12 protein-coding genes are annotated in these 14,437 nt (G+C 62.1%); all 12 read left to right on the forward strand.

Going from position 1 to position 14,437, the window contains the following annotated elements; genetic code table 11:
• The 12 genes from M0H32_RS14215 to rbfA all read left to right on the forward strand — a co-directional run bounded on the left by M0H32_RS14215 (position 1) and on the right by rbfA (position 14,250).
• The gene (locus M0H32_RS14215; protein ID WP_425607320.1) at positions 1 to 1,134 is read left to right on the forward strand and encodes a PhoH family protein; all 1,134 of its coding nucleotides are present in this window, start codon (positions 1 to 3) and stop codon (positions 1,132 to 1,134) included.
• A gap of 15 nt (positions 1,135 to 1,149) precedes the next feature.
• Positions 1,150 to 1,662 carry an rRNA maturation RNase YbeY gene (ybeY, locus tag M0H32_RS14220; RefSeq protein ID WP_248155079.1) on the forward strand — a complete coding sequence of 171 codons (513 nt, stop codon included), beginning with the start codon at positions 1,150 to 1,152 and terminating at the stop codon, positions 1,660 to 1,662.
• 36 nt (positions 1,663 to 1,698) lie between these two features.
• Positions 1,699 to 2,901: a transporter associated domain-containing protein gene (locus M0H32_RS14225; RefSeq protein WP_425607321.1), complete on the forward strand. Its 1,203-nt coding sequence runs from the start codon at positions 1,699 to 1,701 to the stop codon at positions 2,899 to 2,901.
• 117 nt (positions 2,902 to 3,018) lie between these two features.
• A complete protein-coding gene (lnt, locus tag M0H32_RS14230; protein ID WP_248155083.1) occupies positions 3,019 to 4,629 on the forward strand; it encodes an apolipoprotein N-acyltransferase in 1,611 nt (536 codons plus the stop codon).
• A gap of 197 nt (positions 4,630 to 4,826) precedes the next feature.
• A complete protein-coding gene (locus tag M0H32_RS14235; RefSeq protein ID WP_248155085.1) occupies positions 4,827 to 5,231 on the forward strand; it encodes a helix-turn-helix domain-containing protein in 405 nt (134 codons plus the stop codon).
• Positions 5,232 to 5,342: 111 nt separating this feature from the next.
• Positions 5,343 to 6,515, forward strand: a complete 1,173-nt coding sequence (metK, locus tag M0H32_RS14240; protein WP_248155087.1) for a methionine adenosyltransferase — start codon at positions 5,343 to 5,345, stop codon at positions 6,513 to 6,515.
• A 264-nt stretch (positions 6,516 to 6,779) separates the two neighbouring features.
• Positions 6,780 to 7,466 carry a tRNA (guanine(46)-N(7))-methyltransferase TrmB gene (gene trmB, locus M0H32_RS14245; protein WP_248155089.1) on the forward strand — a complete coding sequence of 229 codons (687 nt, stop codon included), beginning with the start codon at positions 6,780 to 6,782 and terminating at the stop codon, positions 7,464 to 7,466.
• 276 nt (positions 7,467 to 7,742) lie between these two features.
• On the forward strand, positions 7,743 to 8,333 hold the full coding sequence (rimP, locus tag M0H32_RS14250) for a ribosome maturation factor RimP (RefSeq protein WP_248155091.1): 591 nt from the start codon (positions 7,743 to 7,745) through the stop codon (positions 8,331 to 8,333).
• 77 nt (positions 8,334 to 8,410) lie between these two features.
• Positions 8,411 to 10,057, forward strand: coding sequence for a transcription termination factor NusA (nusA, locus tag M0H32_RS14255; RefSeq protein ID WP_248155093.1), 1,647 nt, complete (start codon positions 8,411 to 8,413; stop codon positions 10,055 to 10,057).
• Between the two features lie 135 nt (positions 10,058 to 10,192).
• A complete protein-coding gene (locus tag M0H32_RS14260) occupies positions 10,193 to 10,831 on the forward strand; it encodes an RNA-binding protein (RefSeq protein WP_248155095.1) in 639 nt (212 codons plus the stop codon).
• Between the two features lie 29 nt (positions 10,832 to 10,860).
• Positions 10,861 to 13,599 carry a translation initiation factor IF-2 gene (gene infB / locus M0H32_RS14265; protein ID WP_248155097.1) on the forward strand — a complete coding sequence of 913 codons (2,739 nt, stop codon included), beginning with the start codon at positions 10,861 to 10,863 and terminating at the stop codon, positions 13,597 to 13,599.
• A gap of 243 nt (positions 13,600 to 13,842) precedes the next feature.
• On the forward strand, positions 13,843 to 14,250 hold the full coding sequence (rbfA, locus tag M0H32_RS14270) for a 30S ribosome-binding factor RbfA (protein WP_248155098.1): 408 nt from the start codon (positions 13,843 to 13,845) through the stop codon (positions 14,248 to 14,250).
• Positions 14,251 to 14,437 lie beyond the last annotated feature (187 nt).

Here is a 14,437-nt window from a genome sequence, read left to right on the forward strand (position 1 = left end):
TTGACGCGCGACAGCCAATCTTCTTCCCGCAAGCCTTCGGACCCATCTTCTGCCGCCAGCGCGGCCACCGATACGACCCATATTGTCCTTGCGTTTGAAGACAACCGGCTGATCGGCGACCTGTTCGGTCAGTTCGATCAGAACCTCGCCTTGATCGAGCAGCGGCTCGGGGTCGATGCGATCGCACGCGGCAACCAGGTCACGCTGAAAGGCAGCCAGGGCGCCTGCGCACAGGCGCGCACGGCGCTGGAGGCCATGTATCAGCGGCTCCTTCAGGGCCAGGAAATTCATCCCGGCGATGTCGACGGCGCGCTGCGCATGGCTGCCGCCGCCGAAGCACAGCTGCCCTTGCCGACGCTCGAGCCGAAATCCCGCCTGGCCTTTGCCCAGATCGCCACGCGACGCAAGACCATTGTCGCGCGCACGCCCACCCAGGACGCCTATATCCGGGCAATGGACCGGGCCGACCTGATCTTCGGCACCGGCCCGGCCGGCACCGGCAAGACCTTTCTGGCGGTGGCCTATGCGGCGGCGCTCCTGGAGCGCGGCGACGTTGCCCGGCTGATCCTGTCACGCCCGGCCGTTGAGGCCGGCGAGCGGCTCGGCTTCCTGCCGGGGGAAATGAAGGACAAGGTCGATCCCTATCTCAGGCCGATCTATGACGCGCTTTACGAGATGATGCCGGCGGAAAAGGTTGATCGCGGCCTGCAATCCGGCATGATCGAAGTGGCGCCGCTGGCCTTCATGCGCGGCCGCACGCTGTCCAACGCCGTGGTCCTGCTGGACGAGGCGCAGAACACCACCTCGATGCAGATGAAGATGTTCCTGACCCGCCTCGGCGAAGGCTCGAAAATGATCGTCACCGGTGACCCGAGCCAGATCGACCTGCCGTCCGGGCAGAAATCGGGCCTGCGCGAGGCGCTCGGCCTGTTGACCGATATCCAGGCCGTTTCTCATATCCGCTTCAACGAGACCGATGTTGTGCGCCATGAACTCGTCGGCCGGATCGTGACCGCCTATGACAATGCCTCGCGTGAAGAATCCATGGCGCGCGAGCGCCGCTTCAACGAGCGCCAGCGCGGTGCGGATCCCGACGAAACACCGCCGCGGCCCCGGGAAAGAGTGGTTTCGTGACACGGACCGGACATCATGCCTGACATCCTGCCGGACGGGTTTCAGATCGATCTGTCGATCGAGGCCGGGGACTGGGACGAAGCCGTTCTCATGATCCTGGCCGAGCGAGCGATTGCGGCGGCGTTTGCCGCTGCCGACCTCGAGGTTTTGGATAACACCGAAGTGTCTCTTCTGTTCACCGACGACGCCTCCATTCGGAAACTGAACGCCGAATGGCGGGAAAAAGATAAGCCGACGAATGTTCTTTCTTTCCCCGGAAGCGATCCGCAAGGTGATGTCTACGGTCCCCTCCTGGGAGACATCGTATTTGCCCAGGAAACCGTTGCCCGGGAAGCCGATGAAATGGGAATTGAATTCTCAGATCACCTTTCCCATCTGATTGTTCATGGTTTGCTGCATCTTTTCGACTATGATCATCAGGAAAACGATGAAGCTGAACTGATGGAAAGCCTTGAGAAAGCCATATTGGCCTCTATAGGCATAGACGATCCTTATGCGGACAGGCCGCTTGTGGCCGATGACCGGTAAGGGATACTCCTTGGATATGACGTTCTTGATTGATGGATGATGAGCGCAGTTGAACCGCAAAGTCCGGCAGGTGGAGAAAAATCCGCGTCGTCCGGCCAGCCCCAGGACGGGGAAGACCCGCAACAGATAAAGCCGCAGCGGTCTGCGGCCTTCCTTCAACAGCTCAAACGCCTGTTGCGCTTGGGGCGTCAGTCTTCGAGCCTGCGCGAAAATCTGGAAGACGAACTCGCCCGTGAAGGCGGTGACGCCGCCTTTTCTCCCGAAGAGCGCATGCTTCTCGGCAACATCCTGCGCTTGCGCGAACTCAGGGTGGACGACGTCATGATCCCGCGAGCGGACATAGACGCGGTCGATCTTGGCACCAGCCTCAGCCGCGTGATGGAGCTGTTCCAGAACAGCGGGCACTCGCGCATGCCGGTCTACGAGGAAACCCTCGATGATCCGCGCGGAATGGTCCATATCAAGGACCTGATGGCTTATATCGCGGTGAAAGGAGCGTCCGGCAGAGCTGCAACTGCTGTGGAAAACAGTGCGGATGCAACTGAGTTGCAACCGGATCGGCAAAACGGTATCGCGCGCAACGGTCACAACATGCCGGATCTGGACCTGGCCTGCGTGGATCTGTCGGTCTCGCTCAAGGAAACGGATCTGGTTCGCGAGCTCCTGTTCGTGCCGCCCTCCATGCCGGCAACGGACCTGATGGCCAAGATGCAGGCCGATCGCATCCAGATGGCCCTGGTGATCGACGAATATGGCGGTACGGACGGGCTGGTCTCACTGGAAGACCTGGTCGAGGAAGTTGTCGGCGATATTGAAGACGAGCACGACGAGGACGAGGAGGCCATGCTGGCCGCCGCCGGTGAAGGCGTCTGGATCGCCGATCCGCGCCTGCCGCTTGAGGATCTGGATGGGGTGCTTGGCACCAATCTCACCGAAGGCGAAATCTCCGAGGATGTCGATACGCTCGGAGGTCTGCTCTATGTCTCGGTCGGACGGGTTCCGGTGCGCGGTGAGCTGTTGCTGGTGCCTGAGGAAGTTCCCGGTTTTGAATTCGAAATCATGGACGCGGATCCCAGACGTATCAAGCGGTTGAAGATCCGCCGCCGGCGGACCGAAACACGGCCGCCGGAGCTGCGCCGCCGGCCCAAGAAGCCGGACACACCGCCGCAGGACGGCGATCCCGCACAAGATTCTGTCACCGGGGCTCCCAAGATTGCGGCGTCCGGCGGAAATGGTTGAGACGCGGTGCGTCGACGCCCCGGGAAACACTGCATGGCGGATTAAACCTTGACCGGACTGCGCTGAGCCGACAAACCTCCTGACCGCGAACCTTTCCGGAACAGGGAAAATCTTCATATGCACTGGTTGTCACACCGCCTGTCGGCCCTGCCAAACACGTTTCTATTGGCATGGGGCTGGCAGCGGCGTTTGCTGTGCGTGCTGAGCGGCGCCCTGACCGCCCTTGCCCTGCCGCCTTTTGATTTCTGGCCTGTTCTCCTGGTGAGTTTTCCCTGCCTCGTCTGGCTGCTGGACGGCGCCCTGGAGCCGGGGCCAGGCAAGGGCCTGACAAAGCTGCGCACCGGTTTCGCGCTCGGCTGGCTGTTCGGCTTTGGCTACTTCCTGGCGGGGCTCTGGTGGATCGGCTCGGCGTTCCTGGTTGAGGCCGACCGCTTCGCCTGGCTGATGCCCCTCGCCGTGCTGGCCATGCCGGCGGGCCTGGCCCTATTTACCGGTCTTGGGGTCGCAGTGGCGGCTTTGGTCTGGTCCGACCGGTTCCGCCGCATTCTGCTGCTTGCCGCCTGTCTGACCCTCGCCGACTGGCTGCGCGGTCATGTCCTCACCGGATTTCCCTGGAACACGTTCGGCTACGGCCTTTCCGGATCCCTGACCCTGTCGCAGGCGGCAAGTCTGACCGGCATTTACGGTTTGACATTCCTGGTGGTTGCCATTGGCTCGGCGCCGGCCCTGATGGCGGATGTCAGGCCGCTTTCAAACCGGCTGCGTGCCCAGCTATTCGCGGCGCTCGCCGGGCTTGTCTTGGCCGGATACGGAACCGTGCGCCTGTGGCAACCGGCGCCGCCGGACACAGCGCTCGACATCCGCATCGTTCAGCCCTCTATCGACCAGAGGGACAAATGGCGGCCGGAGTTGCGGGACCAAATCTTTCAAACCTTCCTGGACATGAGCGAAGCGCCGCTTGGCGGCGATGCGCGGATCGGCCAAAACCGCCTGGTGATATGGCCGGAATCGGCCGTGCCCTTCCTGCTGACGCAGGAGCCCGGGGCCCTGTTCCGGATCGGCAAGGTGCTCGGACCGGCCACGGAACTGGTCACAGGCGCGATCCGCGGCGAACCCGGCACCGACGGCGTGGACTATTACAATAGCGTTTATCTGATCGACGGCGACGGCACGGTGAGCGGCATCTACGACAAGGTGCGCCTGGTCCCCTTCGGCGAATACGTGCCGCTTAAACCATTGCTGGAAAAGCTCGGAATTACAAATCTTGCGGGTCCCTTGGCGGGCTTCGAGGCCGGTTACCAGCCGCGTGTACTGACCACCTCCGAAAGTTTTAGTTTTCTACCCATGATTTGCTACGAGGCAATTTTTCCGGGCGCGCTCGGCCGCGCGAAGGGGGAACCGACTTTTCTGCTGAACGTGACAAACGACGCCTGGTTCGGGCAGACGCCTGGCCCTCACCAGCATTTCGCTCAGGCGCGGCTGCGCGCGATAGAAACCGGATTGCCGCTGATTCGGGCCGCAAATACGGGCATTTCCGCCATTGTTGACCCTCGGGGTGCCGTTGTTGCGAAACTTGGGATCTTTGAGGCGGGGGTGATCGACGGTAGGCTTCCGCAGAGATTAAGTACTCCTCTCTACGGCAGAACCGGCGATATTCCGGTGCTGATCATTTCGATATTCATTGTAGTATTTGCCAGTATTCATCAATACAACCGCGATTCGCGCTAAAATTGATAAATTTTGTTTGAGTTGAGTGAAGGAAGTGTGATACAACCGTGAAATAGCCGATTGAAGGCTATCACATGTACAAGTGAAAGGTTGAGGGCAAACTTCGGTCTTCTGAGCCTGTGGGGGGATTTCAGGGGAGCTTGTGCAAACAAAAACGAGCGGACTTTCACCGCCACAATAAAGAAAGAGCGACACAGATGCCCAGTAAGAAGTCTCCGAATCCAATCGACATTCACGTCGGCAGCCGCGTGCGGCTGCGGCGCATGATGCTTGGCATGAGTCAGGAAAAGCTCGGCGAAGCTCTTGGCATCACTTTCCAGCAAATTCAGAAATATGAAAAAGGCACCAACCGGATCGGTGCCAGCCGGCTGCAGCACATCGCCACTGTCTTGAAAGTGCCGGTGTCCTTCTTCTTCGAAGACGCGCCCGGTACCCCGGAGGAGGCCGAAGGATTCGGCGAAACCCAGCCCACTTCCTACGTCGTTGACTTCCTGTCCTCGTCGGAGGGCCTGTCCCTGAACAAGGCCTTCGTCCGGATCGAGGACCCAAAAGTACGGCGCCGGATCGTCGATCTGGTCCGCTCGCTGGCCGGCGACGACTGATAAAAATGCATGTCACGCTTGACGTGGCGAAAAACTTCTAAGATTGATGCACCAGAAGCGGCGATGTCATCGCCGCTTCTGTCATATTCATTCCCAGAAGGACGATCGCCAATGGCACGTCAGAATTATCTGTTTACCTCCGAATCCGTGTCCGAAGGACACCCGGACAAAGTCTGCGACCGCATTTCCGATGCCGTGGTTGACGCCTATCTTCGCGAGATGCCGGAAGCGCGTGTTGCCTGTGAAACGCTGGCCACCACCAACCGCATCGTGATCGCTGGCGAAACCCGCGGCCCCTCGACCATCACCAACGAATATCTCGCCCATCTGGCGCGCATGGCCGTCAAGGACATCGGCTATGAGCAGGATGGCTTCCATTGGGAAAACTGCGACATCGCGGTGCACCTGCATGCCCAGTCCGCCCATATTGCCCAGGGCGTGGACGCCGGCGGCAACAAGGACGAAGGCGCGGGCGACCAGGGCATCATGTTCGGTTACGCCTGCCGCGAAACTGAAGAACTGATGCCGGCGCCGATCCTTTATTCGCACAAGATCCTGCGCACGCTCGCCGAAGCCCGCAAATCCGGCAAGGAGCCGGTGCTCGGCCCGGACGCCAAGAGCCAGGTCACCGTGCGCTATGAAAACGGCAAGCCGGTTGCGGCCACCTCGATCGTGCTGTCGACCCAGCACCTGGATCCGTCGCTGACCTCCGAAGATGTCCGCAAGATCGTCGATCCCTACATCAAGGCGTCCCTGCCGGAAGGCTGGATCACCGACGAGACCGTCTGGCATGTCAATCCGACCGGTGCCTTTGTCATCGGCGGTCCGGACGGCGATGCCGGCCTGACCGGCCGCAAGATCATCGTCGACACCTATGGCGGTGCTGCACCGCATGGCGGCGGCGCCTTCTCCGGCAAGGATCCGACCAAGGTCGACCGTTCCGCCGCCTATGCCGCGCGCTATCTGGCCAAGAATGTCGTCGCTGCCGATCTGGCCGATCGCTGCACCATTCAGCTGTCCTACGCCATCGGCGTCTCCGAGCCGCTGTCGGTCTATGTCGATCTGCACGGCACGGGCCGTTGCGATGAGGCGAAGCTGGAAAAGGCTCTGCGCGACGTCATGGGGCTGAGCCCGCGTGGCATTCGCGAGCACCTGAAGCTCAACAACCCGATCTATGAGCGCACGGCGGCCTACGGCCATTTTGGCCGGGAGCCGGAGGCCGATGGCGGCTTCTCCTGGGAAAAGGTCGACCTGGTTGACGAGCTGCGCCCGCTTGCGGGATAAGCGCGCAACACCGCTGACCCTTTAGGAAAATACAGATCGCCGGTTCAGCGCCGGCGATCTTTTGGTTTGAAGTAGCGGTGCATCGGTCAAGCGGCGTAACGCTGCCGATGGACTGCTTTGCGTCACCCGGAGGGCCGGGCTCTTGCGTCCGCTGACCACGTTGGCTTGCGCTTGTGGTGGAACCACACCACCGCGCGCAACCCGCCTCGTTAGCAAACGCAACGCACCGGTCAAATGAACCTAGATTGAGTGGAAATGCTCTAGATGACCGACCGTTACGAAGGTTCCTTTTACGGCCGCCGCAAGGGCAAGCCGCTCAGCCCGCGCCGAGAGGCGCTGATGGAAACCGAACTGCCGCGCTTGGGGCTGGACCTGAACGCGCCCGCGCCCGCGGACCTGAGGGACCTGTTCGAAGCCGAGGTGAAATCCGTCTGCCTGGAAGTCGGTTTCGGCGGCGGAGAGCATCTCCTGCACCGGGCAAGAACCAACCCGGATATCGGTTTCATCGGCATCGAGCCATTTGTCGGTAGCATGGCCAAGGCGGTGACGGCCGTCGTCGGTGAGGGGATGAAGAACGTCCGCCTTTATGACGACGACGCGATCAACGTGCTCGACTGGTTGCCGGAGGCGAGCCTCGATCTCGCCTATCAGCTCTATCCGGACCCCTGGCCCAAGAAGCGCCACTGGAAGCGCCGTTTCATCAACGAACAGAATCTCGACCGCTATGCCCGCGCGCTCAAGCCGGGCTGCGAGTTCCGCTTTGCCAGCGACATAGACACCTATGTCGACTGGACATTGCGCCACTGCCGCGATCACGCTGCTTTCGCCTGGACCGCGGAAACCGCAAGCGACTGGAAGACGCCCTGGGACGGCTGGCCGGGCACGCGTTACGAGGCCAAGGCGATACGCGAGGGGCGTGTTGGCCGCTACCTGACCTTTTTGCGCCTGTAACCACCGGTTTCACGCCGCCTTCGGGGCGGCGCTGATTTCTTTTTCGGGAAATCGGCCCGGGGACTTGCCTTTTCGGCCGCTTTGGCGTTATACAGCCGGTGTTTCACCTCATACGGCTTATCTGAGCAGTTGAGAGTGGGCCCGCCGGGGACCCGCTCTTTTTTGTTTAGCTACTGGCCGGAGACAGACGACCGCGAGCAGGATTGCCCTATGTAAATCGTTGATCAGGCACATCTGATGCTCAAGAGCCGGCAACGGCTTGAACAGGAGCCAAGTGTGAGCGCACACGAACCGAGAATTGTAACGGAGCAGGGGCTGGATGCCCGTGTTGCCGCGATTGTGGAGCCGGTCATCGAGGACCTCGGCTACCGCCTGGTGCGCACCAAGATCAGCGCGGCAAACGGCTGCACGCTGCAGATCATGGCCGAACGTCCCGACGGCACGATGACCGTCGAGGACTGTGAAACCATTTCCCGAGCGGTCTCCCCGGCGCTTGACGTTGAGGATCCGATCAACCGGGCCTATCATCTGGAAGTTTCATCACCCGGGATCGACCGCCCGCTGGTGCGCGCCGGCGATTTCAATCGCTGGTCCGGCCATGAGCTGAAGGTCGAGATGGCCGTCATGCTGGACGGCCGCAAGCGGTTCCGGGGAACCCTGCTTGGCGCGGAGGACGGCGTTGCGAAGCTCCGCCTGCCCGACGTCAAGGAAGGCGACGACACCGTTGGCCTGCCGCTGGAAGATATCGGCGAAGCCAGGCTGGTGCTCACGGACGACTTGATTACGGCAGCTCTTCAGGCGGAAAAGGCGGCTTTGGCCGCCCGCGAGACATCGAACGAGCTGTCACAGGACAACAAGCCCAACTAGGCACACGGCTTAGCGGCAACGAGAAGAAACGCGCCACAGACGAACTCGACTGAACTTTGGCGCAAGAGGAGTGGAATATGGCAATCAGCGCAAACCGGCTGGAACTGCTGCAAATCGCTGACGCGGTCGCACGGGAAAAATCCATTGACCGGATGATCGTCATCAACGCAATGGAAGACGCGATCCAGAAGGCGGCCCGCTCCCGCTATGGTACGGAGACGGAAGTCCGCGCCGAAATCAATCCGAAGACCGGCGACATCCGCCTTCAGCGTCTTCTGCAGGTGGTCGAGACGGTCGAGAACATCTCCACCGAGATTGCCCTTGCCGACGCTCAGGCCCGCAACCCGGAAGCCAATCTCGGCGATTTCATCGCAGAGCCGCTGCCGCCGCTCGATTTCGGCCGCATTGCCGCCCAGTCTGCAAAGCAGGTGATCGTGCAGAAGGTGCGCGAAGCCGAGCGCGATCGCCAGTATGAAGAATTCAAGGACCGTGTCGGCGACGTCATCAACGGTGTCGTCAAGCGTGCCGAATACGGCAACGTGATTGTCGACCTCGGCCGCGGTGAGGGCATCGTGCGCCGCGACGAACTGATCCCGCGTGAAATCTTCCGCACCGGCGACCGCATCCGCGCCTTCATTTATGACGTGCGCCGAGAGCAGCGCGGTCCGCAGATCTTCCTGTCGCGCACCCATCCGCAATTCATGGCCAAGCTCTTTGCCCAGGAAGTGCCGGAAATCTACGACGGCGTCATCGAAATCAAGTCCGTTGCCCGCGATCCGGGCTCACGCGCGAAGATCGCCGTGATTTCCAAGGACAGCTCCATTGACCCGGTCGGTGCCTGTGTCGGCATGCGCGGCAGCCGCGTTCAGGCGGTTGTCGGCGAGCTGCAGGGCGAGAAGATCGACATCATTCCGTGGAACGAAGAAGCCGCGACCTTCATCGTCAACGCATTGCAGCCGGCGGAAGTCGCCAAGGTTGTTCTCGATGAGGATGCCGAGCGGATTGAAGTTGTCGTTCCGGATGACCAGCTGTCCCTGGCGATTGGCCGCCGTGGCCAGAACGTGCGTCTGGCGTCCCAGCTGACCGGCTGGGCCATCGACATCATGACCGAGCAGGAAGAAAGCGAACGCCGCCAGAAGGAATTCCAGGACCGTTCGCAGCTCTTCATGGAAGCGCTCAACGTCGACGAGATGGTCGGCCAGCTGCTGGCGACCGAAGGCTTCACCTCCGTCGAGGAAGTCGCCTATGTCGAGCTTGAGGAAATCGCCATGATCGAGGGCTTCGACGACGACACCGCCGTCGAGATCCAGGCACGCGCACGTGATTTCCTGGCCGAGCTGGAAGCCAAGCTCGACGAGGAACGCATCGAACTTGGCGTTTCGGACGACCTGCGCTCGATTGATGGCCTGACAACGGCTATGCTGGTTGCCCTCGGCAAGGACGGTATCAAGTCCATGGAAGATCTGGCGGGCTGCGCGGCAGACGACCTGATCGGCTGGACCGAGCGCAAGGACGGCGAGACCAAGCGGTTCGACGGTGCCTTGTCCGGCTTCGACATGTCCCGGGCCGAAGCGGAGAACGTCGTCATGGCGGCGCGCCTTGCGGCGGGCTGGGTCACCGAGGAAGAACTTGCGGCCCAGGCTGAGGAAGAACAGGAAATCGACGAGGTCGTCGACGTCGCCGAGGCGGACGCCCCGGCAGGCGGCGCGATCCTGAACGGATAAGAACAGGTGAAAGCCTCGGGTGCCGTCCGACTTCGAAAGATGCGGATCAGCCGGCACCGGCAGGCAGATTTGACCAGCATCGCGGCCGCCTTGCGGATCCCGTGAGACCGCTGGCTGGTTCAAAGGAGTGGCAGCGTGCCCAGGAAGAACGAGCCGACCGAACGGCAATGTGCCGTTACCCGGGAGGTTCAACCCGTCAGCTCGCTGATCCGGTTCGTGCTAGACCCCGAGGGGCAAGTGGTTCCGGATCTGAAGCGGGTGCTTCCCGGACGCGGTGTCTGGGTGACCGCCGCGAAAGATGTCGTGGCTGTCGCCGAGAAGGACCGGAAGAAGGTGTTCGGCAGAGGCTTCAAGACGGAAGCCGGGGTCGAGCCCGGACTGGCGGAGCGGGTCGATGCGCTCATGGAACGCTCAGCGCTGCAGGCGCTGTCCATGACGCGCAAGGCCGGCGAGCTGGTCACCGGTTACGCCAAGGTTGAAGCGGCCTTGCGGCGGGATCCCGTCGCAGGACTGATCCATGCCTCGGACGCTGCCGAGGACGGAATGAGAAGGCTCGGGGCGGTGGCTGCGAGCCGTGAGGAACTCGCAAACGGATGCCAAATCGTCCGTTTGTTCGATTCGGACCAATTGGATTTGGCATTGGGCCGGTCAAATGTGATACATGCTGCACTGCTTGCGGGGCAGGCGAGCGAAAATTTTCTGGCGCGGGTACGTGACCTTGAGGATTTTCGCGGGTCTTCCGAAGAAGCACGCAGCGACAAAGGCAACGCCTGAGAAGGCGGTTGCGCAGGACTGAAGGCAATATGAGCGATACGAAAAATCCAGGCGACAAGACAATCAGCGTTGAGCGTGGCAAGACGCTTGGCCTCAAGCGCGGCGGTGGCGATCAGGGAACTGTTCGGCAGTCGTTTTCGCATGGCCGGTCAAAGAACGTCGTCGTGGAAAAGAAAAGGCGCCGTGTCGTAACCCCGGGGCAAGAAGGCAAGCCTGAAGCACCGGCACCGACCACGCAGCGACTTGACCGGCCGTCCGAAGCCCCGCGCAAGCCGCAACAGGCGGATCCCATGGCGGCCAAGCAGGCACGCCGTTCCGCGTCCGGCCAGCGTCAGAAAGGCAATGGCAACGTGCTCAGGACCCTGACCAAGGAAGAGGCCGCCGCGCGCGCAGCCGCCCTTCAGATGGCCAAGGTGCGTGACGAGGAAGACCGCAAGCGCCGCGAGGAAGACGAGAAGCGCCGCGCCGCCGAGGCTGTGCAGCGTCAGGCCGAAGAAGAGGCACGCGCCAAGGCCGAGGCCGAGGAACGCGCCGTGCGCGAAGCCGAGGAAGCCAAGGCGGCTGCGGAACAGGCCAAGGCGGCCCCGACCGAGGAAGCCAAGCCGGAAGCGGCCGAGGCAGCTCCTGCGGCCGAGGCAGCGGCAAGCCCGTCAGCCCGCAAACCTGCTCTGCGCAAGCCGGCCCATGCCGACGGCGGCAAGCCGCCGAGCCTGGACAGTATGGGCAAGCGCAAGGAACCGGCCGCAGCGGCCCGTCCGAAGCCGGAGGCTCGCGAAGCAGGCTCCGAGGACGACCGCAACAAGGGCGGCCTGCGCGCGGTCAAGCGGCCGAAGCAGGCACCGGCACCGACCACGCGTCCGCGTGCGGGTGACGACCGCCGCCGTTCCAAGCTGACGATTTCGGCAGCCACTGGCGGCGACGACGGCCAGCGGGCACGTTCGCTCGCCTCCATGCGCCGGCGCCAGGAAAAGGCCAAGCGCGGCCAGCAGCAGGTGGTGCGCGAGAAGATTTCCCGCGAAGTCACTCTGCCGGAAGCGATCACCATCCAGGAACTCGCCAACCGCATGGCAGAACGCGCCGTCGACGTGATCAAGCTGCTGATGAAGCAGGGCCAGATGCTCAAGATCAACGACGTCATCGACGCCGATACGGCCGAGCTGATCGCCGAGGAAATGGGCCACACGGTCAAGCGCGTTTCCGAAGCGGACGTCGAAGAGGGGCTGTTCGCGACGGAAGACGAGGCAGGCACCCTGAAGGCGCGGCCGCCGGTCGTGACCATCATGGGCCACGTCGACCACGGCAAGACCTCGCTGCTCGACGCGATCCGCAAATCCAAGGTGGTCACCGGCGAAGCCGGCGGCATCACCCAGCATATCGGCGCCTACCAGGTCGATCAGGATGGTCAGAAGATCACCTTCATCGATACGCCGGGCCACGCCGCCTTCTCGCAGATGCGTGCCCGCGGTGCCAAGTCGACCGATATCGTCATCCTTGTCGTGGCCGCCGATGACGGCGTCATGCCGCAGACCAAGGAAGCGATTGCGCATGCCAAGGCCGCCGAGGCGCCGATCATCGTCGCGATCAACAAGATCGACAAGCCGGGCGCCGACCCGAACCGGGTCCGCACGGAGCTGCTCAGCGAAGAACTCGTTGTTGAATCCATGGGCGGCGACATCATCGATGTCGAAGTCTCGGCCCTGAACGGCACCAACCTGGACAAGCTGCTGGAAATGATCCTGCTGCAGTCCGAAGTGCTGGAGCTTCAGGCGAACCCGGACCGCACGGCGGAAGGCGTTGTCATCGAAGCGCAGCTCGACCGCGGCCGCGGCCCGGTTGCCACCGTTCTGGTGCAGAAGGGTACGCTCAAGCCGGGCGACATCCTGGTGGCCGGTTCCGAATGGGGCCGTGTCCGCGCCATGCTCGACGAGAATGGCGAACAGGTGAAGGAAGCCGGTCCGTCCAAGCCGGTCGAGGTTCTGGGCTTCCAGGGCACGCCGGCAGCCGGTGACATGGTCGCCGTGGTCGAGAACGAGGCCCGCGCCCGCGAGATTACCGACTATCGTCAGCGTCAGATCCGCGAAAAGGCCTCGGTTGTTGCTTCGGCAGCCCGAGGTTCGCTCGAGCAGATGATGATGAGCGCGCAGAAGACCGGCCGGAAGGAATTCCCGCTGGTTCTGAAAGCGGACGTGCAGGGCTCGGCGGAAGCCATCGCCCACGCGCTCAACGAACTCGGCAACGAGGAAGTCGGCGCACGCATCCTGCTGTCAGGTGTCGGTGGCATCACCGAAAGCGACATCACGCTGGCGTCGGCCTCCAATGCGCCGATCCTCGGCTTCAACGTGCGTGCCAACAAGCAGGCCCGTGAAGCAGCTGCCCGCGATGGCATCGAGATCCGCTACTACAACGTGATCTACGACCTCGTCGACGATATCAAGTCGGCCATGTCCGGCCTGCTGTCGCCGGAACGCCGCGAGACCTTCCTCGGAAATGCGGAGATCAAGGAAATCTTCCACATTTCCAAAGTCGGCAAGGTTGCGGGCTGTCTGGTCACCGAGGGTGTTGTGGAACGCGGAGCCAATGTTCGCCTCATCCGCGACGACGTGGTCATTCACGAAGGCGAGCTGGGCACGCTCAAGCGCTTCAAGGACGAGGTCAAGAGCGTCGAATCCGGTCAGGAATGCGGCATGAACTTCGTCAAGTACCAGGACATGCGTCCGGGCGACGTCATCGAGTGTTTCCGCGTCGAGCAGATCGCGCGTACGCTCTGATTGACGTCAGACATTAACTTGAAACGGATGTCAGCGGCTTAATCTGTTAAGCCGCTGACATTGTATCTGGTCACTGGTTCCTCCGTCCCGCCATGGCTTGCCCATGGCAGCCAGGCCGACTTTCCTGAACGCCTCCGTTTGTGCTTCAGGCGAGACAACGGCATGGATTGCCGGATCAAGTCCGGCAATGACAACATGTTTCTTGAGACGGCAAGCCGCGCCAGAGATGCAAGGACAACAACAATGGCAAGACAACACGGACAGGACAGCCGTGGCCCGTCGCAGCGTCAGCTCAAGGTCGGCGAGACGGTGCGCAAGGAGCTGTCCGATATCCTGACCCGCGGCCGGTTTTCCGATCCGGACCTGGACGGGGTCATCATCACCATACCGGAAGTGCGCATGACGCCGGACCTGCGCCTGGCGACCTGCCTGGTGATGCCGCTTGGCGGCAAGGACGCCGAGAAGGTGGAGAAGGCGCTCAACCGCAGCGCCAAGTATCTGCGCGGCCAGGTCTCCCGCCGGCTGACCATGAAATACATGCCGGACCTCCGCTTCGTGCTCGACACCCGCTTCGACGACGATGACCGCATCGGCACGCTGCTGCATTCCCCGGACGTTGCCCGGGACCTGGCGGCGGACGAAGAGGAATAGGCTTCACCTGCGGTGCGCCGTCAGATTTCCGACGTCATCCCATGGCTTGACCATGGGACCCATGCCGTGGGGTTTCCACGCGACAAGCTTTGCTTGAGGTTGGGAAACGGCATGGATTGCCGGATCAAGTCCGGCAATGACGAAGGGTTGGTGAATACACCGCTTCCTGATGACCACCCTTCCAAGG

The sequence above is a fragment of the Roseibium sediminicola genome (assembly GCF_023156505.1).
In the GTDB taxonomy this organism is placed as follows: Bacteria; Pseudomonadota; Alphaproteobacteria; order Rhizobiales; family Stappiaceae; genus Roseibium; species Roseibium sediminicola.

Coding starts and splice junctions, on each gene's coding strand:
- infB (WP_248155097.1), top strand. CDS start 10,861: ATGAGCGATACGAAAAATCCAGGCGACAAGACAATCAGCGTTGAGCGT.
- trmB (WP_248155089.1), top strand. CDS start 6,780: ATGACCGACCGTTACGAAGGTTCCTTTTACGGCCGCCGCAAGGGCAAG.
- M0H32_RS14235 (WP_248155085.1), top strand. CDS start 4,827: ATGCCCAGTAAGAAGTCTCCGAATCCAATCGACATTCACGTCGGCAGC.
- M0H32_RS14225 (WP_425607321.1), top strand. CDS start 1,699: ATGATGAGCGCAGTTGAACCGCAAAGTCCGGCAGGTGGAGAAAAATCC.
- metK (WP_248155087.1), top strand. CDS start 5,343: ATGGCACGTCAGAATTATCTGTTTACCTCCGAATCCGTGTCCGAAGGA.
- lnt (WP_248155083.1), top strand. CDS start 3,019: ATGCACTGGTTGTCACACCGCCTGTCGGCCCTGCCAAACACGTTTCTA.
- ybeY (WP_248155079.1), top strand. CDS start 1,150: ATGCCTGACATCCTGCCGGACGGGTTTCAGATCGATCTGTCGATCGAG.
- nusA (WP_248155093.1), top strand. CDS start 8,411: ATGGCAATCAGCGCAAACCGGCTGGAACTGCTGCAAATCGCTGACGCG.
- rbfA (WP_248155098.1), top strand. CDS start 13,843: ATGGCAAGACAACACGGACAGGACAGCCGTGGCCCGTCGCAGCGTCAG.